Source organism: Paraburkholderia sp. J11-2 (genome assembly GCF_905220185.1).
GTDB lineage: Bacteria > Pseudomonadota > Gammaproteobacteria > Burkholderiales > Burkholderiaceae > Paraburkholderia.
In genome coordinates this window covers 159023-177513 of sequence record NZ_CAJMYY010000014.1, presented here as the reverse complement: position 1 = coordinate 177513, position 18491 = coordinate 159023, and the positions used below count along the sequence as shown (strand labels likewise).

The 18491-nt window shown below is 55.3% G+C and carries 20 protein-coding genes; 4 read left to right on the top strand and 16 right to left on the bottom strand.

What is annotated here, in order from left to right:
• Positions 1-91 precede the first annotated feature (91 nt).
• A complete protein-coding gene (locus U5A57_RS21020) occupies positions 92-706 on the top strand; it encodes a GDSL-type esterase/lipase family protein (protein ID WP_321913596.1) in 615 nt (204 codons plus the stop codon).
• Positions 707-794: 88 nt separating this feature from the next.
• Positions 795-920, top strand: coding sequence for a hypothetical protein (locus U5A57_RS21015; RefSeq protein WP_321913595.1), 126 nt, complete (start codon positions 795-797; stop codon positions 918-920).
• On the opposite strand, the gene U5A57_RS21010 is transcribed toward U5A57_RS21015, so the two are convergent.
• The 6 genes from U5A57_RS21010 to U5A57_RS20985 form a co-directional block, all read right to left on the bottom strand.
• Complete coding sequence (locus U5A57_RS21010; RefSeq protein WP_321913594.1) at positions 917-2488, bottom strand: hypothetical protein; 1572 nt, start codon at positions 2486-2488, stop codon at positions 917-919. The genes U5A57_RS21015 and U5A57_RS21010 overlap by 4 nt on opposite strands.
• A 153-nt stretch (positions 2489-2641) precedes the next feature.
• Positions 2642-4453, bottom strand: a complete 1812-nt coding sequence (locus U5A57_RS21005) for a hypothetical protein (RefSeq protein ID WP_321913593.1) — start codon at positions 4451-4453, stop codon at positions 2642-2644.
• 212 nt (positions 4454-4665) lie between these two features.
• Positions 4666-5409: a hypothetical protein gene (locus U5A57_RS21000; RefSeq protein ID WP_321913592.1), complete on the bottom strand. Its 744-nt coding sequence runs from the start codon at positions 5407-5409 to the stop codon at positions 4666-4668.
• Between the two features lie 6 nt (positions 5410-5415).
• Positions 5416-6318 (bottom strand): hypothetical protein, encoded by a 903-nt coding sequence (locus U5A57_RS20995; protein WP_321913591.1) that lies wholly within the window; start codon positions 6316-6318, stop codon positions 5416-5418.
• Between the two features lie 4 nt (positions 6319-6322).
• Positions 6323-7747: a hypothetical protein gene (locus U5A57_RS20990; RefSeq protein WP_321913590.1), complete on the bottom strand. Its 1425-nt coding sequence runs from the start codon at positions 7745-7747 to the stop codon at positions 6323-6325.
• Between the two features lie 58 nt (positions 7748-7805).
• Positions 7806-8678 carry a hypothetical protein gene (locus U5A57_RS20985; protein WP_321913589.1) on the bottom strand — a complete coding sequence of 291 codons (873 nt, stop codon included), beginning with the start codon at positions 8676-8678 and terminating at the stop codon, positions 7806-7808.
• A 412-nt stretch (positions 8679-9090) separates the two neighbouring features.
• Here U5A57_RS20985 and U5A57_RS20980 point away from each other — a divergent pair, with 412 nt between their 5' ends.
• Positions 9091-9717, top strand: coding sequence for a hypothetical protein (locus U5A57_RS20980; protein ID WP_321913588.1), 627 nt, complete (start codon positions 9091-9093; stop codon positions 9715-9717).
• Positions 9718-9814: 97 nt separating this feature from the next.
• Positions 9815-10147, top strand: a complete 333-nt coding sequence (locus U5A57_RS20975) for a hypothetical protein (RefSeq protein WP_321913587.1) — start codon at positions 9815-9817, stop codon at positions 10145-10147.
• On the opposite strand, the gene U5A57_RS20970 is transcribed toward U5A57_RS20975, so the two are convergent.
• From U5A57_RS20970 to U5A57_RS20930, 10 genes are all read right to left on the bottom strand, one after another.
• Complete coding sequence (locus tag U5A57_RS20970) at positions 10144-10827, bottom strand: hypothetical protein (RefSeq protein WP_321913586.1); 684 nt, start codon at positions 10825-10827, stop codon at positions 10144-10146. The two genes, U5A57_RS20975 and U5A57_RS20970, sit on opposite strands and share 4 nt — an antisense overlap.
• Positions 10820-11782, bottom strand: coding sequence for a hypothetical protein (locus U5A57_RS20965; protein ID WP_321913585.1), 963 nt, complete (start codon positions 11780-11782; stop codon positions 10820-10822). The genes U5A57_RS20970 and U5A57_RS20965 overlap by 8 nt, the downstream gene beginning before the upstream one ends.
• Complete coding sequence (locus U5A57_RS41700) at positions 11783-12061, bottom strand: phage baseplate plug protein (protein ID WP_415774649.1); 279 nt, start codon at positions 12059-12061, stop codon at positions 11783-11785.
• Positions 12058-12798 carry a hypothetical protein gene (locus U5A57_RS20960; RefSeq protein WP_321913584.1) on the bottom strand — a complete coding sequence of 247 codons (741 nt, stop codon included), beginning with the start codon at positions 12796-12798 and terminating at the stop codon, positions 12058-12060. The genes U5A57_RS41700 and U5A57_RS20960 overlap by 4 nt, the downstream gene beginning before the upstream one ends.
• A gap of 1 nt (position 12799) precedes the next feature.
• On the bottom strand, positions 12800-14395 hold the full coding sequence (locus tag U5A57_RS20955) for a lytic transglycosylase domain-containing protein (protein WP_321913583.1): 1596 nt from the start codon (positions 14393-14395) through the stop codon (positions 12800-12802).
• A gap of 106 nt (positions 14396-14501) precedes the next feature.
• Positions 14502-15164 (bottom strand): hypothetical protein, encoded by a 663-nt coding sequence (locus U5A57_RS20950; RefSeq protein WP_321913582.1) that lies wholly within the window; start codon positions 15162-15164, stop codon positions 14502-14504.
• 90 nt (positions 15165-15254) lie between these two features.
• A complete protein-coding gene (locus tag U5A57_RS20945; protein ID WP_321913581.1) occupies positions 15255-15698 on the bottom strand; it encodes a hypothetical protein in 444 nt (147 codons plus the stop codon).
• Positions 15699-15711: 13 nt separating this feature from the next.
• On the bottom strand, positions 15712-17037 hold the full coding sequence (locus U5A57_RS20940) for a hypothetical protein (RefSeq protein WP_321913580.1): 1326 nt from the start codon (positions 17035-17037) through the stop codon (positions 15712-15714).
• A 68-nt stretch (positions 17038-17105) separates the two neighbouring features.
• Positions 17106-17477: a hypothetical protein gene (locus tag U5A57_RS20935; protein ID WP_321913579.1), complete on the bottom strand. Its 372-nt coding sequence runs from the start codon at positions 17475-17477 to the stop codon at positions 17106-17108.
• Between the two features lie 66 nt (positions 17478-17543).
• Positions 17544-18491 carry a hypothetical protein gene (locus tag U5A57_RS20930; protein ID WP_321913578.1) on the bottom strand — a complete coding sequence of 316 codons (948 nt, stop codon included), beginning with the start codon at positions 18489-18491 and terminating at the stop codon, positions 17544-17546.

Here is an 18491-nt window from a genome sequence, read left to right as displayed (position 1 = left end):
TAGTGATCCGGCATCATCTACGCCGTCCGCAGCGTCGGACTCGACCGCTAGCGCTCCGACTGCTGCTAGTGCGCCAGCATCAACTCCAGTCGTGAGGATCGCCGTGTTTGGCGATGACCAGATGGCTGGGATTGCGATCGGTCAGTACGGGATGCCTACTCTCGTCACTCCAAACGAACCAGCACAACTTCAAGCGCTTCTGCAGAAGCAGTTCAACGATACGGGCATCACGGTCCAGAACATTTCTTCTGGCGGTACCTCGAGCAGCCTGCAGAACGAATTGGACGGGATGGATGGGCTCGGCGACGGACAACCACAACGCATGCTGGCATCTGGCGCCTCAATCGTGATCGAAGAGCATGCGGTCAACGATGCCCTTGGCGGCGAGACAGTTGCCGAGTATTCTGCCTATCTAGGGCAATGGATCCAAGATGCACAGGCGGCGGGACTTCAGCCGGTTTTGGAGGAACCGGGGCCCGTTTGCGACGGAAGTCATCCGCAGCTTCCCGCGTATGTCGCAGCCATGGATGCCGTGGCTGCGACATACAACGTCCCCTTGATTCAGCAATACACCATCATCTTAGCTATCGACGGGTGGCAAACTCATATGATTGGATGTACTGTGCCAGACAGTTACCTGGACAGCGTCAGGGCCGCACAAGAGCAGGCCATTATTTCGGCATTCGTCCCCGTAATCTGGCGATGATAGGGCGATATCATAGATCGGCCGAGATGATCTGCTATATTGCTCGTTCAAGGCGACGCCGACGCTTGGCATAATCGAAAGGTGATATATGGGCATCAACTGGCAAGGAATGTGGGATCTAGTAGGCTTTCCGTTCGCTGTCGTCGCGGTAATTGCGGTTTCCGGCGTCTGGATCTGCCTCGGCGTCAAGAAGCTGACGCACGGCAAGCACTAATGAACTGCGGGCGCACCGAGCGGGCAGAACTTTCCTCCCAGATACGCGAACGCCTGCGTACTCTCCCCAACCCGCGAGAATCCGATCCATCCAGTGTCCAAAGGCGCGCCTGGGACCACCTTGCGCACATCTTCCCGCGGTAGTCCTGATACCCCATAGCCGACCGTCTTGCCGTCCTGCGTGATCAGCACGAGCACGTCTCCGGACTGATACTTGTCGGCCACCACCCACCCAGTAGCCCGATAGGCAACCTCATCCTTCGGATTCGTGTCGAACGTGCCACGGCAGAGCGACGGATCGATGCGAGACGGATCAAACTGGACCAATCCAGCATCGTGGAGCCATCCCTTAGACCAAGGACCTATCTGGTAGGCGTTCGCGTCTGTTGCCAATTGCGCGAACAGGTCATGTAGCGGGGCCGGGTAGATCACGGCGTCATAGCCCGGATGGTCGATGCCGATCTTCTGCCCAAGCAATGCTAGCTTCCGGGAGAAGAGGCCAGAGTTATCACTTCGTATTGCGGCAAGCTGCGTAGTCGCAAGTGCCAACAGGGCCACTGTCGACATACCTATAACAGCGGTGCGCCAGCGCGAGGATCGAGCGATGTCGAACATGAGCAGCGCTAGAGCCGCGTATCCCATTAGCGTTGGCGTCGTGTAGCGGCTCGCTGTAGCTGAATCCAGGCCAAGCATCCATCGGCTGTGCGAGGCAGCCAATGCGGACGCGACCGTGAAGCCGTAGCAGGCGATCAGAAATGACCGGTACGGAGTCACTTGCCTGGTGAAGAAGAGATACAGGATGGATGCTGCACCTACCGACAAAAGAGCGATCCCAATGAGTGCCGTTATGAGCAGGTTACTACCGTGCACCCAAAAAAATGGGTTACCCACGAAAATTGCAAAGTACTTTAGGGGCGCGAACGACACCGCCGAGCCTGATGCCGGCGGCAACACGTACGGCGTGTAGTGCCAGAAGTAGACCGCGGACGCCACGATCCCGCCCGCGATCATGATGAAGCATTCTTTCAAAGGTCGACGGAAGAGGAAAAGCTGGATCGCGGCGACGAAGAAGGAACTGAAGCCATTGCCCATGCTGACGGTCGAGAGAGCGCAGAACAGAAGCGCCGGCCACATGTGAAGTACACGACGTTCGGCACGGGCTAGTTGCCTGAATGCGAGGAACGCAAACAGGTTGACGGCGATGCACTGGCTCTCGAAACCCCATGTCATGTTTTCGTTCTGTACCCACGAGAACATAAGGGCCCCGACCACAGATGCGCGCCATACCCGGTTGTCATCACCAGCAGACCACATCGTCCAGCCGGTGAGAGCGAGTAACGCCATATTGCAGAACACCGTGAAGATGTTCACGCCGCCGAAGACCCAATAGTCGAGCAGGAACAGCAGCCGTGAGAATACGATGCGGTGTTCGTTATGCTGCGCCCACAGCGCGCCCCAATCTCCTTCCCGAATTTTCACGTACAGGCCGATCGAGCCATTCCACTGATCCCAGAACGGAATGGGAGAATAAAATCTCCAAACACCATAAAATGTAGTGATGATGACCATCACAGCACAAAGGAACATCACAATAGTGAGGCCAAGGATTGGACTGTGATGCTGTATTGCCGCACTATTGTGTGTACTTGGTTCTGTTGCGCAACTGCTCATGGGGCATACCTGGATGGGTGAGTCGCCCAAGTATGCCACATGGTAGTTACATTAAGGAGTTGCTGCTGTACCAATACAGTTGGCGCTACCGGTAGGTGGGCACACGGAAGTCCCTCCGTTTGCGCTATTCAGCACGTTGCTGGTGTTGCTGACATAGTTATTTGATTGAACGTTGATATAATTCGAACTGGACAAGAGATCAATCCCCGCTGTCAACTGAGCGAAGATGTTCCCAGTAATTATGCCTGGTATCGTGCTAGATCCAGAGATTTCAATCCCAATTGTTCCTGTGGCTGGAGAACTATATAGTTGGAAAACATTTCCAGCGACAATCGCACCATTAACCTTCTGCAAAAGCACGCCAGTCGGATTGGATGAGTAACCGCTCGCAGCAGGGATTAGGAAATAATTTCCATGAATTATCAGTCCGCCAACGCCTATTTCATCTAAAATCCCAAAAGAATAGCAATTAAATTGAGAATTTGTTACAACCAGTTCATCCTGTTGGACATTCGGGTTAACAACCTCGATCCCAATAGCATCCCCCGTGAAGTTGCTAGATGTTACGGCAAGGCCCTGTACGTACTCATTATAGATAATCCCGGCATTCCCAAGAAGATTGAAGGTATCTCCATGGAGATTGATGGCGAGAGCTTGCGCACCCGAGCTGCCAGTAAGATTAATTCCAACCCCATTTGTTCCGGCTGCCCCATAGAAGGTACTGTCGTAGATATTTACGTTACTGACGCCAGCTATATGAAGTCCGGTATTCCAGAAGTCGCTCCAGCTAGTGGCATTTCCGGTGAAATCCGAGCCGGCAAATACGAGATTCTTGACGGTCGTATTGAGAAAATTACCTGGCGCTGAGGTATTACTATAAGTTTGGTTCAGAGTTAACCCAGATCCAACGTTTGCTGATCCGGTAATAAATGACATATCCTGTATCAGGGCAGAATTTCTTAGCCCGACAAAGTTTATTGTCATCCCGCCTCCACCTGCCCATTGAAGTGCGGTAAGTCCTGGCCCTGCGCCAATAATCGTTATATTGGCGCTTGCACTAGGCAGTGTGTAGGACGCGTTCCCACCAAATGCATAGTTCCCTGGCGGAAAGTAAACACATGCTTGACCGCTTGGGCCGAGAGCCGCGGTTGTAGCGAATGCCGTTCTATTATCGCCGCCGCCAGTGTTGTTGCCGCCGTTGTCCATGATCGATGGACATGGCGAGTGGTTGGCAACGAAGGCCGTGGTCGAGATCTGCGAGCCGTTCGAGCCAACCGCAGCAGTCGGGGCGAGTGGCGTGCCCGCAAGAGTCGGAGATGTGGCGAGTACCGGGCCACCAGAACCCGTCACAGCATTTGCGAGACCGGCGGCCACGCCGGTACCGAGGCCGCTGATGCCCGTCGCAACTGGAAGGCCAGTTGCATTAGTCAACGTAGCGGACGATGGTGTGCCGAGCGCCGGAGTAACGAGTGTCGCAGAATTGGAAAATACCACCGAACCCGTGCCGGTAGAGGTCGTGACGCCTGTGCCGCCCTGACCCACAGAGAGGGGCGTCGTGAGACCACTGAGCGACGTAATGTTGCTATTCGCCCCCGACATTGCGCCGGACGAATTATTCAGCAGAGTGCCGCTAGTCGGCAGTGTGATGTTGGTCGCCCCCGTCGTCGTGAACGTGAGCGCGTTAGCGCCCGAGGTCACTAGATTGCCGCCAAGCGTAATCGTGCTCGAGTTGGCAACGCCAGTCCCGCCACTTGATGCGCTGAGCGGGTTCTGGAGCGTCAGGCTACTGAACGTCGGCGAAGGATAAGTCTGGGCGAACGCCATCGCCGGCACGAGAAGTGCCGTCAAAAGGATTTTTGTCATATGGTCTTTTACGAGATGGAAACTACGCCAGAATTGTTCCAGGGTAGGCCGGCAGTGGTGGGCTTGGTCGTTGGCAGACTAGAGAAGATAAACTGGAGGAACTGAGATAGCGGCATCGTGCATTTGGCGAGCAATCCGCTTTGAGTTTGCCAAATTGTGACCAACTCGCCCCCATTCAACGGCTGAGGCGCCCCGTAGATTTCATTCATTTATCAATATCCAAGAGCAAACCACGTGAACGACAACGACTGATTGAATGTCGTAAAATTTAAGACGTCAAATACGGCAGTGCAGCCAGTTTTGCTATAATTGTGTGCATTTGAAGCTGGATTGCCGCCGCCCACGGAATTTGCGCCGCCTAATGCATTTGCGCTTGCATAGACGCAAGCATTCGAGAATGGCTGACTGAATGTCACTGTGGCGGATGTGGTATTCCCTCCCGAAGCTGGCGCGGTACCACTTCCCCATTGAAGAATGAATGTGATAGGACTGCCGGCGGCAAAGGCCGGAATTTCCAGATACCCCGGGACACCAAGGGACATCAGGAATTGGCCAAGCGCAACGGCTTCCCCCGCTGCAACTGCATTCGCCACGGCGACTGGACTAGTGAAGCCGTTATTCCCGGTCCATGTGTTCGCCTCCGCAAGCTGCCCGAATGAAGCCTGCTGACCCGCAGTCGGCGGACTGAAAGCATAATCTCCAGTCAACCACGCCAAAGCAGCGGTGCCTTCTTGTGCGCGCAGGACGGTTAGGGTTGCGCCCGTTCTTGCGGTGGCGTAGACAACTTCAAAATTCTGCCTCGTGGCTGCATCATTTAGTGTTATGACAAGAACGGAACCTGATGGGATAGTTGTTGGCAGATTGGCGGTGCTGGCAAGCGTGATTGTCGTTGCGCTGGTCGAAACAGCCCCGGCCAGTGTCGTATTGACGTTATTCGCGAAAATGAAGGTTGTCATTGCGAGTTAGCCGGCAGAAATACATATCAGCCCCGAGTTATTCCAGAGCTGATTCAGATTGTGTGGATTTGAAGTTGGCAGACCGCCGCCACCAAGAGAGAGCAGACCGGCCGCAGTGATGGACCCGAAATAGACGGGAGATCCTGCGCCAGATCCTCCGGGTGTAACAGCCACAGTGCCGCCGTTGTACCAGACGGCTCCAGCTGAAAGTCCCACAGAACTGGTTGGATAGTTCAGTGGCGCCGTCATCCATAGCACGCCACCATCGTTGTAAAAGCTGATGTTGACGAAACTGAAGTTGTACTGGAATGGGACCGAGACCAATCTCGCATTCACCAATTCCTGGAGCGCGGTGAAAACCGAGTCATCGAACGAGGTAATGGTGAACGTGTTCCCCGAGACAGAGATCGATGGCGGGTCATTGAGAACCTCATAGTCCGATCCGTTTGCACCATTTATGAATCGGTTAACACGATTCTTCAGCCACCCCATAGTGAACATCTGCCCGTCACCGCGGTACAGATTCCACGTCATCATTCGCTTGTAGATGTCGTCCGATGCAAGCGAAGATGCTCCCGAAGACGTAAAACTTGAGCCGTCATACGGGGCCATCGTGTTGTATGGGATCGAGTTATAGCCGGCCGTTACGAAGCTGGTTTGGTTCGAGAGAACTGGGCGCGGTATTCCATACACACCATTGCCGATCCAGTCGAGCAGAGGTCCGGTAACGTTCGGCGATGTATAGAGGCCGAGCGGGGTATTGTTGAACCAATCCGTATACCCTTGCGTTATCGAATTGAACGACGTGACAAACGCTTGCAGGTCTTGATCGTCGCTGTATTCCCAATATAAATAGCTCGGAATGCATTGCTGCAGCGGCAGAGTCGAGAATGATTCGATCTGTCCCATATCGTCAGCCTTGCGTTACCGTGATTGCCGTCGCCGAAGCGGAGAAAAATGATTCAGGATCGCTCGGAATGATGCTTGTGCCGGCGGTAGGGCTAGCCGTCACGCCATTGATCGTCACAACGAACTGCAGCGTCGTTATGTTGCTCGGCTCAATGACGGAGGCCACCGCGTTCTGGAACACGGCCGTCATCTCCAGTTCATTGAGAGGCTGACCTACATACACTGAATTCACATATGACTGAAGTGCAGGAGCAGCCAATTGGGCTACGGTCGTGCCGCTTGTAAAACTCGGCAACGTCGTATTCCACGTTACAGCGGCAGTGACAACCTGAGCCGGAGGATTGACGAACGTTATCGAATACGTGTCCGGATTCTGGAAAAGTGAGACCGAGACGTTTCGAGGATTCGGCGTCAGCGTCGCTCCGCTTGTGTACGCCCCGAATCCCGATCCGTTGGTAGTAGTCGTGATAGTCGTCGCCGTGACCGATGCGATGGTATAGGTCAGGTTGTACGCGCTCGGCGTTGCACCGCTCACCGTGACGGGCTGGCCCGAGATGTACCCATGATTTAGATTTGTGGTGATGACAACCGGGTTCGCCGCGGTCATGCCAGTGATGGCAAGTTGCGAGCCTTGTAGCGTTGCAATATCGGGTACACCTTGCAGAATGGCGTTCGCCACAGAATAAGCATCACCACCGCCACAAACTACTTGCCACCCACCCGACACCGAATTAATGGATACCAAGCGTTGTTGGACTCCAGTGATGGCATACAAAAGAGACTTCAGATAGGAAGGCGTGCCGGTCGAAGCCACGATCCCGGCTGTCATGACCTGTGAGCGGTAATCCTGAACAGATTGCGCCGAAGTAGCGGGAGTGCCCGCTTCGGGGTTATTCACCGCAACCGAATAAGCGCTCGGAATTGAGGTGATGGTCTGGTTGACAGTATTCGCCGGTATGGCGAACGTGCCACTATTTGTCGAGACAGCATAGAGCAGAGGGCTAGTGCCGCCGGTCTGGATTACGCCGCCATCCTGGAGTGCGTACTGGTTCGAACCATCGCTAACAACGAATCCAGGTTGGAACACATAGCCAGCGGGGCCCGAGAACTGGACATAGACATTCCCGTTCGCCCCAACGCCTTGGGCTATACCGAACTGTGCGCCGAGTTGTGCCAGAATGAAGGCATTCGCGCCATAGGGCGTAACACTGTTGATGGCATCGACTCGAGCCTGATCAATCGCGACTAGTGCGCCAGTGTCGGTCGATGCGATATCCTCGATCAAACTGCCTGGTAGATTGGCCGTGTAGTCGGGATTAGTCGCTGCGACGCCATTGATCAATGCGGTGCGCAGCGCGAGTGGCGTGCTGGGCACCGGTCCCGATGCCGTCATGACCAGCGGGATGGAGGTCGAGCTTGAAGTGGCCATTTACGAGCGGCAATAAAAAAGCCCGCTCGCGGCGGGCTCGTATTTAAGATAGGAGACGTTACTGCGCTACGCGGACGTTGTAAGTAGTGGCGGTAGGTGTGCCAGCTACGATCGCGCAGACATTTACAGTCACGGTCCCGGCGGCGCTGACATAACCCTCCCAGACGTATCCTGCCCCAGGAGTCGCAACTGGCGATACTGCGACAGCCATGCTGGTCGTTGCGCCACTTACCGCTACGGTTCCGGTAGCACACGCACCAGCAGCGAGTGAGCTTCCGCCAATGCTTGATGTGGTCCCAGTCAGATTTCCGAGTACCGTCGTTCCTTTGACCGTTATGCCATCGGCGAAGGCGACGATGCCGGTGGAGTTTGAAACTGAGATTGGTTGGTCGGTGTTGACACCACTTACGTAACGTACGAGCTGGAGAAGTCCACTCGAACTGATGAGCCTCCAATCCCAGAATGGCGACCCTGATCCATAGAGGTAGTAATCGGAATGGCCCGTCCCCGATGAATCATTGACCTGGATTTGCGCATTGGCATTGTTAATGACAACATTGCCCGTGAACGTTGCGCCCGTTAGCGAAGCGCTACTCCCGTAGCATGTGAACCCCGTCCCGCTCGTCCACTGCAGCGCGTTGTTCGCCGAACTGCAACTTGGCATCGCGAATGCAGTTGGACTTGCGCTCGCTGAAGTCGCATTGGCGAGAACGGTATTAGCGGCGACCGGCGAGAGACTGCCGATGGTCAATCCATTTGTTACAGTCAACGTCGGTACAGTCAAAGGACCGGTGAGAGCGCCGCCAGCAAGGGGGAGATATAGTGCGAACTGATTGTTAAGCTGTTGCGCCGTCAGGATCTGCCCGGTCGTGAACTGGGCGTCCGATACCGAGGCGACGAAAAGCAGCGAGAGCAGAAGGAAGCGCTTCATCCGAGTGTCGACGTACCGAGAATGAAAGTATTATTCAACTGCGGGGCAACGACCGACGAATCGACATAGGGTGTCAAGATGGCGCCACTATGGCAGACTGCGGTAACGTTGTAGACCGGCGGGAATGATCCCTGTGCGCGAGTCAGCGTCAGGGATGCAAAATACGACGAGAACTGAGTCTGCGTTTGTGAAACGTAATAATCAGGCATGACCTGGGTCATGATGGTCTGATATTGCGGAATTCCAAAGTTGGCGAAAAATGGGCTCTCTCCCAGGTTCAACTTAAGGCATTGGGCTAGAGTTGTAAGCCAGACACTGTCGTTGAAACCGTTTGCGTCAGTCTGGATGACTACCCACGTCTTCGTGCCATCCTCGTTATTTACCCGGGCATATGTGCGCATATTTTTGAACCATGAATCCAGCCAGTTTCTTTACCCCAGCGAATCTCAGCGCGGCGTCGTTCGATTACCTGCTGCTGGCGATATTCCTTCGTAGCCGGTCTGAGGCGCTGCCTTGGGCGCTTGAGATTGCCGAACGCGCCACATTATTCTCTCAGCGCGATCTAGAGTCGTTGCGCGTCTATGTTGCAGGGTTCTCGCCAGATGCCGTGGGAGGAGCACAGGCAATGCAGTTGATCCACTACATCCGTGGCTGGAAAGGGACGCACTTCTATGTGAAAGGCCGCATGATCATCGGCGAGATGGTGCAGGCATACCATCTGGAAAGCGTCATAAGGTGTTTTGTCGAATCATGCGCCGTCCGAGACCATCGGGCGCACTGTTTCCGCCTCATCGATAGTCCGTATTTCCCAGTCGCGCCGCGGCGCATGTATGAGCACATTCACCCGGAGTTCAAGCACATCACGCCTCTTCCAGAGCGGGGAATCTACCAATTCCCATGCGCATATATGCTCGACTGGTTTGAGGCTCAGCGAGACCATCCGGCATCTATCAGAGATCAGATACAAGCGGCTGGCATCGGCAAGTGCTGCGATGTTTGTCCGCGGTTCAATCCAGATAACTTCGAGAGACGCACATGATTGAAGGTTTCAAGAAGACCGTGATTTCCTTCCTGATCACACTTGCCGTTTTATTCGCTCTAGTGATGCTGTTCGCCATCGCCACAGGGGGACTTTGATGAAGGCGTTACTTCTTGCGCTGTTACTTCCGATCGCCGCCCATGCCGCCGATCTGACTGGCATCCCACAAAACTGCCAAGCGCCACTTGCGCATGATCTTGAGATGGCGAACATCCCCTATTTGCTTGACTTGGGGCCGAACGCCGCTCACATCACAAAAATAGATGCACTCCCAAGTTCCGATGCATTTCAATATGCGCCGAATCGATACAAGATTGTTTGCTCAGTTACCGTTCACTGGAGCAACGGCAACGTCGACCTGGGATACGTGTTCAGTGCATGGGAAGACCAATACGGCAGCATCCGAGGATCGTACGGACGATCGTATTAACCAGTCATCGTGCCCGTATTGCCCGATCCAGTCTGTACGCCCGGGTGATAATGCTCATTCACAGCGCCATTCGGCAAGATGACGTCGGGAGCCTGAATCGGGAGTGTCGAGACGGCTTCGGCCCCGCCCCACGTGAATGTTTGCCCGCCTACAGTCAACGTAATGCCAGCAGCATTCACAGTTAGCGTCGTTGTCCCGAATGTGATCGTCGTCCCGCTATCGTTCGTCACGATTGACGATGTTGTCCCTGTTGTCGTGCGAATGATTGCGCCATTTGGGCCCTGAATCTGAGCCGCATTCTGGTCGATTGGACCCGAGTTTGCGTTGCTCACCGGCACAAATACAAGCGCGCTCAGATTGCCACGCTGCAGCATTGAGGCGACTCCGCCGCCCAGGCCGGAGACGCCTCCAAGATACACGTCCGCCGGCATGGTGACGCCCTTATCGCCGACTTGCGTGGGCATCCGGATCCACGGACTTTCCGCCTTTGGGATCGTAATCTGCGGCAAATTCCAAGGTGCGGCGTTCACTTCAAAAGCGACTGTGACGATCGCCCCGGATACTGCAGTCACTCTGCACGGAAGCGCGCGTCCGAGGCTCTTGATTGCTTGCTGGGCGCGCGTTACGGCAAGCTGGTTCGTGGTCTTTTGTAGCCACAGCTTTCCGTAGTTATCATCCATTTGCTTGAGTCACGCAGTTGATGATCGTGGACCACTGCGCCGCATCTGCGGAACGGTAGTTGCCGATCTGGCGAAGTTCCTGAACCACGAAATTATTCTGGAAAGTCGTTTGATACTTGATGGTCGACGGGTATGCAGCCTGCGTGGTCGTTACGAGACCTGGTTGATTCTGCATGCCTTGCGGCATTGCGATGATGCCGCCGACCTGAAGATCCGCCCGTGCTACTGTTTTCACCTGGATCGCATTGACACCAATCCATGTGGGCTGCCCAATCAGATCTGTGAAAGCTATCTGAACAGGCGAGGGTACATATGATCCGTCATAAACGATCAGCTTACCGGCCTGAATGCTGATCTGAACCCGATCATCGAAGATGCCTTCGGTGATGTCGCCAACGAGTTGCGCCAGTTCATCCAATGTCCCGCAGACGTGGATCTCGTCATGATTCTGCACCAGATCATTACTGATGTTCATCGATACCTGCATCGATGGATAGGCGACGGAGAACGTCTGCTGCAGGGCTATCGATAGCTGAGTTCCGGCGGTCCAGTTCAGAACGATGTTGCCTGGCGTGTCATTCGTGTAGCTCCCCGGGATGATGACGAAATCCAGCGTCTGATTGACACCTTCCCAATTGCCAAATGACTGGAATATCAGACCCTTCAGGATCGTGCCTGCCTGCGCTGGATTAACCAGTGGAAGTCCGGCGCTCATGCCGGCTTTTAGCTCGAGCGTCATGCCGGCGAACTGTTGAGCCTGCGTCAGATCTTGCAGGGCAATCCCGTAGACCGTGACTGTAGACGCTCCTGTTGGTGTTCCATAGGGTCCTACCAACGCATCGTATTCAATCTGCGCTGCTGCAGGATTGTAGATTCCGTTCGGATGGGATGACCAGGTACGAACTGGCGTCGACGCTCCCTGCGGCGTCACTGAGAGTTCGTAATAGCGTGCCATCTAGGGGGTGATCTCAAAGTTTCCGGTGTCTGCCCTGTACAGCAGAGTCGATGTCTGGAAGATGCCGAGCGCGAGATAGATATTTGAATCGAGGGGCGATCCGATCAACGCACCCATCCAGACCGTGTTCCCCGACTGATCTTGCAGCGATGCGTACCATCGTTGCCCCGACAGGTTCCATGTCGCGATTAGTTGATAGCTCGTGGAGTCTAGAGTGACCGAGACGGAGAAGGGAGGCGAGGCGCTATTGTTCGGCTGAAATGCGATGAGGGTAGTCATAGAGCTGGCGCCGAGAGATACTGATTCACTACGCCGCTAAGCTGGCCGATACCTTGGACCGCATTCTGGGCGGCCGATCCAACAGCGACTTGCGCGTTCGACCAAATCGAAGTACCTGCGGTGGTCGGCTCAGTTACCTGTGCGCCACTTGTTAGCTTGCTCATCAGCGATGAATATGCCGCCGATGCCTGCTGTTGGGTTATCAGAGGCTGCGTGAACGACCACTGATATTCGATCTGTTGCTGCTTCGTTCCACCCCCAGTTACATCCGTGATGTCAAGCAGCAGACAGTTGGTATAGATATATGCGGGAGTGGCGATGGTGTACGTGCCACCGGCGGCGTTGTGCGCCACCAGAGAACTCTGCAACGAAGTGAAGATCGCGGTCTTCGTCAAATACCCGGCTGTATCCTTAACCGGCGCGATCATCCTCAGCGAAATCGCCAGAGGATTCTGGATAGTCGCATTTGCAGCAACGGTCTGGTTTGCGAAGGGGTACTGAGCGACTTGCTGGCTTACCAGCGTAGAACCGGGGACTGGCACGAATCTGGCGAAGAAATCGTCTGTGCTAAGGGAGCCACTAGATGCCGCACCCTGCACAAACGATGCAATCTGCCCGGTCAACGCGATGATGGGCAGCATCCCACCGAGAGTGTTCGATGCGATGCCGCCCACCAAGATGATAGGCGACACTTGGAACGCCAAGTCATACGCGGTGGCGGCTGCAGGTGTCGTCATATCAATAAGGCGAGGCGTTCATGGAGACCGCTACGCGGCTCGGAGTCGAGTTGGTGATGTTGATATTGACGTTCTGACCTTTCTTCGCCATAAGCTGCAACGCCTTGGCGATATAGTCCTGCGTCTCTCGCGGCGCGTACTGCTCCCACTGATCGCCATGCTTCGAGATGTCTTTATCAAGATTACCCATGCCCCAGTTGTAGGCGGCAAGAGCCTTCCGGACGTCTCCGCTATATCTACGCAACAGGAAAGTGTCGTACCGTTGCGCGGCACCCATGGAATCCTGGAGATTGTTCACATCTCCGTGACCCCATTCCTTCCAGGTATCGGGCATGAACTGCATCGGGCCCATGGCGCCCTTAGGCGAAAGAAGCTTCTTTCCGCGCGAAGACTCGATTGAATATTGCGCATCGAGAATCGAGGAAAGCGAGTCAGTCGGCGTATTCAGATGCGAGTTAGTGAGCGCCGCCCACTTGTCGCGCATCCAGTATCCGGCGGTCGCCAGTCCACCGACAACACCACCTTGTTTCGCTTGATCTCGTGATACAGGCGACCCCTCGATGGCATCAAGAACTTTCTTCGCCTCGGGCCCGGCGACCTTCAGGAGATTAATCGCGGCCGCGGCGGCTGCGTCGCCCATGGTCTTAAGTTCAGGGGCGGCCGTTGCGAGCTGACTATTGAACTCATTGAGAACTTTCGCCCAGTCGGACTGAAGAGCCGCCTTTACGTCCGAAGCCTGGTCGGCTACGCCTTGGTTGATCTCGTTTGCCTTGGCATCTGCAAGTGTCTTGGCTTGGGCTGAGACGAACTTGGAATCCTCGTAACTCGCGCCAGTACGAAGTTGTTGTTGCGAGAGAATGTCAGTGAAGCCATATGCTTGCGCCATCGTGGCGGCTGGCAAACCCGCCTTCTGCCACTCTCGATACTTCCCACTAGCAGCCCGAGCGAAGTCGTAGGTCAGTTGCTCGGCGTCTTCATTTTGAATCTGCTGAGGCGTGAGCCCCGCGGCCATGAAGGCTCGCCATTTACTGACATCTGATTGCGCGTTCGCGACGTTGCTGAGATCCGAAGTGCCAAGACCGAAGCGCTCGAAATTAGCGTTGAATGCCTGAGTCTGCCCGATACGAAGGCCAAGGCCACGGGCCTGAAGATTCTGATTCGCGACAGCGTTAGTCGATGCGAGAATTGCGCCGGGGATCGCCATCGCGGTGCCGCCCAGCGCACCGACTTTCAACAGGATGCTGCTCATTTTGGAGAAGTCTTTGTGCATCTCCTTCGAAAACTTGGCCATGCGACCCATCTGGATCGCGCCATCCTTCGTTTTCGTGTTCAGCTTATCCTGAGCACCGATCGCATCCCGAATAGCCTTGGAAATCATCCCGGCCTGTGCCGCAGCGACGGCTAGATGCTTCTGGGATTCATCCGTATGCTTGGCAAAAATCCCCAGCGGATCAGCAGCATCTTCGATCTTTCCGGTCACCTTATCCCAACCGGCAGGCATCTCTTCGAGTTTCTTTTGGTACTTGTTGAACAGATCAAGAAATTCTCTGAACTGTCCGTCTTGTACCTCGACCTGGACAATGCTCTTGGCAGTCATCGCTTAAGGGCTTCGAGAAGATATCGTTGGCGATACTGATGCGCCGTGCGATAGGGTGAATCAAATCGCTCAAAGACCGCGCCGAATCCTTCTCCAGCGACGTAGCTTAGGACGGAATCAAGGATCGTGGGTTTGGTGTAGGTTGTGCTGGTGTCGAGCTCGGCAAGGAAGCGGCGAACTCCGTAGCGCTCAAGGATGAAATCGATGCATCCAGCAGGAAAGCGTAAGCTTGAGCCGTCACTTCCCGATCCGCCTTGCGGGCCATCACATAGTGACAGGAGAAAAAAGTTATGGAAGAGGCCACCTCCTCCCAATCTTCTGCATCCATCTTCCCGGTCGAGATAGCCATATCGACGGGAAGCAAGTCCCAGCCATTCGCGCCAGGCGCCAGAATCATCGTAAGACGCTTCATTTCAGCTAGAAGCGCTGGAGTATCATCGTCGCGCACATTGCCTTGTGCGTCGATCGATCCTCGAGACAGGGCATCCTTCTTTCCCTCGTCCTTCAGCGTCAGATATGCAACGCGCGGGGCTGTTGCCCTCAGATAATGGGCGCCCTTGCTGGACAGTGCTGACTTAGTGGACGCCAGAACCCGGAAATGTGAATCGAAAACTTCTTTGGAGATTGGCGTGTGATAGGCCCAAACCTTGACGACATCTTCTGTAGCCGTCTCGGTAACATCCTTGCCGTCGACCTTTTTCGTGACGCTCTTCGTGACTGTCTCCGTCACGATAGGTAGCACGAGTGCGCGTTGTTCGTTGATTTGCATGCTGACTCCTTAAGTCAGATCCTTGGAAGGAGCCGCGGCAGCCGGTAAGGGGCCGGCGTTCGGTTGCAAGCCTAGCCGCGGCATAAGGGATTACGTCGGATTCCAGAGGCTCGAGTTCACATTGAACGTCCCGCGGAGAGTCAGGCCCACAACCGGATCAGTCCCATCGTAGGCGCCGGGGTTCATCATCCGGACGGCAGTGTCATTGAGCGTGATCGCCGGGAACGACGATGTGTCGCTATAGATGGTCACGTCACCAAGAATGGTGCCGCTTTGAACCTGTGATAGCCACGAAGACGCGAGGGCCTGAGAGCGCAACAGCCCCACCGTAATCGTCGCCATCACATACGGCTCTGGCGAGTTGACAACGCCCGTTGCCGTCTCGATCTGAGTAGTGAAATCGCCCTCAAACTCGATGCGACAAAAGCTCTTGCCCATGTATTGCGGCGTAATGTTGAGCGCTGTAAAAGCTGCGATGACGACATGGCACCGTACACGGTTCAACGGGCCAGCTACGAGATAAGGATTAGACATGTTTTAATTCTCCTTATCCCACAAACTGGGTAGCGTCGAGCTGGAATGTGAGCGTCAGGAAGGCGTTTTGACCAACCACCGTCGCCGAGAACCCGTTGTAAATCCCGTTGTTGTAGTCGCTCGGGTTTTGGGTCGTGTATGTAGAAAACGGGACCGCAGTCACGACTGCACTGAGAGCGCAACCGAACTTCACTGCGTTATTGGCGACGTTTTGCGCTACCGCCAGTAGGGTATTGATGCCCTGCTGGTTATATAGCAGCGGCGGATTGCTGTTCGACCCATTGATAACTGCATTCGCCAATGCCTGCTTGACCTGAATACGGAACCAGTCGATGCCGTACCACCAAGCAGACTGTTCGCCGTCCATCGTGGTGCCCTTGAACAGGCTCGCGGTGGAGACGCCACCCTCAGCACCCGTCAGAATCAGGTTGCCGTAGTCCGTCAGAACGGTATTGATATTCGTCTGGTTACCAATCTGCGACCAGGGCGTGACGCCAAATCCGTACCGATACGACATCGGCGCCAGAGGATTCGCCGAACCGGGGTTATTCACAAGCCATTGATAGAACGGCTGCGATGCCTGATGCTCCGTGCTTGCCGCAGTCGGGCTGGGCACCGTCGCAAATACGGCCTTATTGGTCTCGTACGTCGGCAGATTCGATACCGTCGTCGTGACGAAGAAGTACGTCTGGCCGCTCGGGCTTTCGTAATTCGCCGTCATCGTATTGAGCGCGGCGGACGAGGAGAAATCCCACGAACCCGGCAGCAGATACGCGTAGAAAATCTGCGGGCTGCTGTTCCCGGTGATCCACGTCTGCAGGGCAGTAATCGCAGCAGCAGCGGTCGTCTGAGCGCCAAGCTCAAGCACGTAACAACCTACCGAATTGCCCTGCGCGAAGAACGTCGTAGCGGCATTGCTCAGGAAGCCGGAATTCGCCGGCATGTAGGTGCCGGGCGTGGTTTCCGTGCCGGGATTCGTCGTGAGCGCAAATGTGAAGGTGTTCGCGCCAGTAACGGTCGCGACATACGTGCCGTTATAGCCCGCGGGAACTGCACCGGCGATCGTCGTCGTGAATGTCTGACCGGTCGAAACGCCAATCGCGGCCGTGGTCGTCGCCGTAGCTGTACCGCTGGCCCAGGTGATGCCCGTCAGTGTTGCGGGATTGACCAGAATCGACGTAACCTGCGCCAGCGTGCCGCAATACTGGTACGTGCCCGTCGCAAGCGTGGTTCCGCCCGTCGAGACGATGGCGCCGCTCTGCTGTAGCTGTGAGACGGTCGGCGCCCGCGTTACGGTCGTATTTACCGTAACGATGGTTGGCGTAATTGTGGTAGCCACAGAGAGCGTGCTCCAGAAATGACAAAGCCCCGCTCAGTGGCGGGGCTGGAAAGGGAAGGCGCGTCTACTTAATCGAACGAAACAGCCACAACGTTCGTGCCCGCCTGCACCACGATGCCGGCAAGACAAGGGAAATCGAGGGGAAGGATCGAGCCGGCCGCCATCTGAGCGGACGTAAATGTCGCCACAATGTTTGCCGTTGCAACGCCGCCAGTCGTGGCGACGTCATTGACGGTCAAAGCCGCGGCAGTGCCGCTGACTGCGATGATCTTGCAGATGCGGCCCGGCGAACCCTTGACGAGGAAGGTACCGGTTTGATTGAGCTTGTTATTCGAGCCATTGCCGATAAGCAGATTGCCTGCCGCATCCATCTGAAGCGGGGCACTCTTGAGCGTTGACTGATTGACTGCGACATTGGCTTGAAGCGGGGCTTGGGGCATTTATGGGCTCCAGAAATGAAAAACCCCGCCGGAGCGGGGTGGAAGTCGGTAGCTGGGAATGCCCCGCTACGTGGTGACAGAAGAGAAACCTGCTTCGAGAATCAGGCGCCGGGCGATCGCGTCTGCGGTCGACTGGAAATACCAGGCATCGATTTCGATCGTCTTTTTCATCGCGATGACGCCGAGTTCGGTCTGCGTGCGCTTCTCGTCTCGGATCGCTGGGGAATTTCCAAATCCGAAGTTGTCGGTATTGAGCGAATACTCGATGAGCGCATGGAAGTACTGGATTGCCTGTTGACTGGTGAATCCATACAGCGTGAGTCGCACGCGATCTTTTGCCAGCTGAGTGCTCGGCATCGGCTGCAAAGCTGTCAACGGGCTGGGGTTGCCGGGCCACACATCGATTGGAAACGATGGCACTTCGGTGAGTGATGGCTCAATATGGACCGCCACATAGGGCGGAACAACATTAGCCGGCACGAGGTATGAGGCATACACCGGAACCGTGGTGGTTTCGAATGTCGTTTGTGCCAGCCAGATCGGTAGGCTATTCGAGACAATGGGCCCGGCAGGCAGATCAGAAGGGCTGTCGACCAGCTGTGACGCTAAAGCCGGATAGACCGCGTTGCCGACGTAGTGGTAGAGATTTGCCTGTTTGTAGAACGAACCGCGCGCACTGAATGAGAATTGCAGTCCGTCAAACGTGCCGATGAACAAATCTCCTGGCGCCGCCTCGTTGAATACGTCGATCTGCTCGAGTGCCGTGAAGATGACGCGGTCAATGTCGATCGTCTCGTCTTCATTCTGGTGACGATCAGTCGCGTAGTGCAGAGAGCCCTGGATCGTCGTTGTGGCACCAGTATTCACATAGAACACATACCCATCAGTGGGAATCGTGTTCTGACTGTACTGCGTGAAGGTGATCTGTTGATCTAGCGAAAGCGTCTTGACGCCCGCTGCCAGCGTATCTGCCAATTGTGACTGGCTATTTAGGGATTCCGCGATGCTCGGCAT

Coding starts and splice junctions, on each gene's coding strand:
- U5A57_RS21015 (WP_321913595.1), top strand. CDS start 795: ATGGGCATCAACTGGCAAGGAATGTGGGATCTAGTAGGCTTTCCGTTC.
- U5A57_RS21010 (WP_321913594.1), bottom strand. CDS start 2,488: ATGGTCATCATCACTACATTTTATGGTGTTTGGAGATTTTATTCTCCC.
- U5A57_RS21005 (WP_321913593.1), bottom strand. CDS start 4,453: ATGACAAAAATCCTTTTGACGGCACTTCTCGTGCCGGCGATGGCGTTC.
- U5A57_RS21000 (WP_321913592.1), bottom strand. CDS start 5,409: ATGACAACCTTCATTTTCGCGAATAACGTCAATACGACACTGGCCGGG.
- U5A57_RS20995 (WP_321913591.1), bottom strand. CDS start 6,318: ATGGGACAGATCGAATCATTCTCGACTCTGCCGCTGCAGCAATGCATT.
- U5A57_RS20990 (WP_321913590.1), bottom strand. CDS start 7,747: ATGGCCACTTCAAGCTCGACCTCCATCCCGCTGGTCATGACGGCATCG.
- U5A57_RS20985 (WP_321913589.1), bottom strand. CDS start 8,678: ATGAAGCGCTTCCTTCTGCTCTCGCTGCTTTTCGTCGCCTCGGTATCG.
- U5A57_RS20980 (WP_321913588.1), top strand. CDS start 9,091: ATGAATCCAGCCAGTTTCTTTACCCCAGCGAATCTCAGCGCGGCGTCG.
- U5A57_RS20975 (WP_321913587.1), top strand. CDS start 9,815: ATGAAGGCGTTACTTCTTGCGCTGTTACTTCCGATCGCCGCCCATGCC.
- U5A57_RS20970 (WP_321913586.1), bottom strand. CDS start 10,827: ATGGATGATAACTACGGAAAGCTGTGGCTACAAAAGACCACGAACCAG.
- U5A57_RS20965 (WP_321913585.1), bottom strand. CDS start 11,782: ATGGCACGCTATTACGAACTCTCAGTGACGCCGCAGGGAGCGTCGACG.
- U5A57_RS41700 (WP_415774649.1), bottom strand. CDS start 12,061: ATGACTACCCTCATCGCATTTCAGCCGAACAATAGCGCCTCGCCTCCC.
- U5A57_RS20960 (WP_321913584.1), bottom strand. CDS start 12,798: ATGACGACACCTGCAGCCGCCACCGCGTATGACTTGGCGTTCCAAGTG.
- U5A57_RS20955 (WP_321913583.1), bottom strand. CDS start 14,395: ATGACTGCCAAGAGCATTGTCCAGGTCGAGGTACAAGACGGACAGTTC.
- U5A57_RS20950 (WP_321913582.1), bottom strand. CDS start 15,164: ATGCAAATCAACGAACAACGCGCACTCGTGCTACCTATCGTGACGGAG.
- U5A57_RS20945 (WP_321913581.1), bottom strand. CDS start 15,698: ATGTCTAATCCTTATCTCGTAGCTGGCCCGTTGAACCGTGTACGGTGC.
- U5A57_RS20935 (WP_321913579.1), bottom strand. CDS start 17,477: ATGCCCCAAGCCCCGCTTCAAGCCAATGTCGCAGTCAATCAGTCAACG.
- U5A57_RS20930 (WP_321913578.1), bottom strand. CDS start 18,491: ATGCCGAGCATCGCGGAATCCCTAAATAGCCAGTCACAATTGGCAGAT.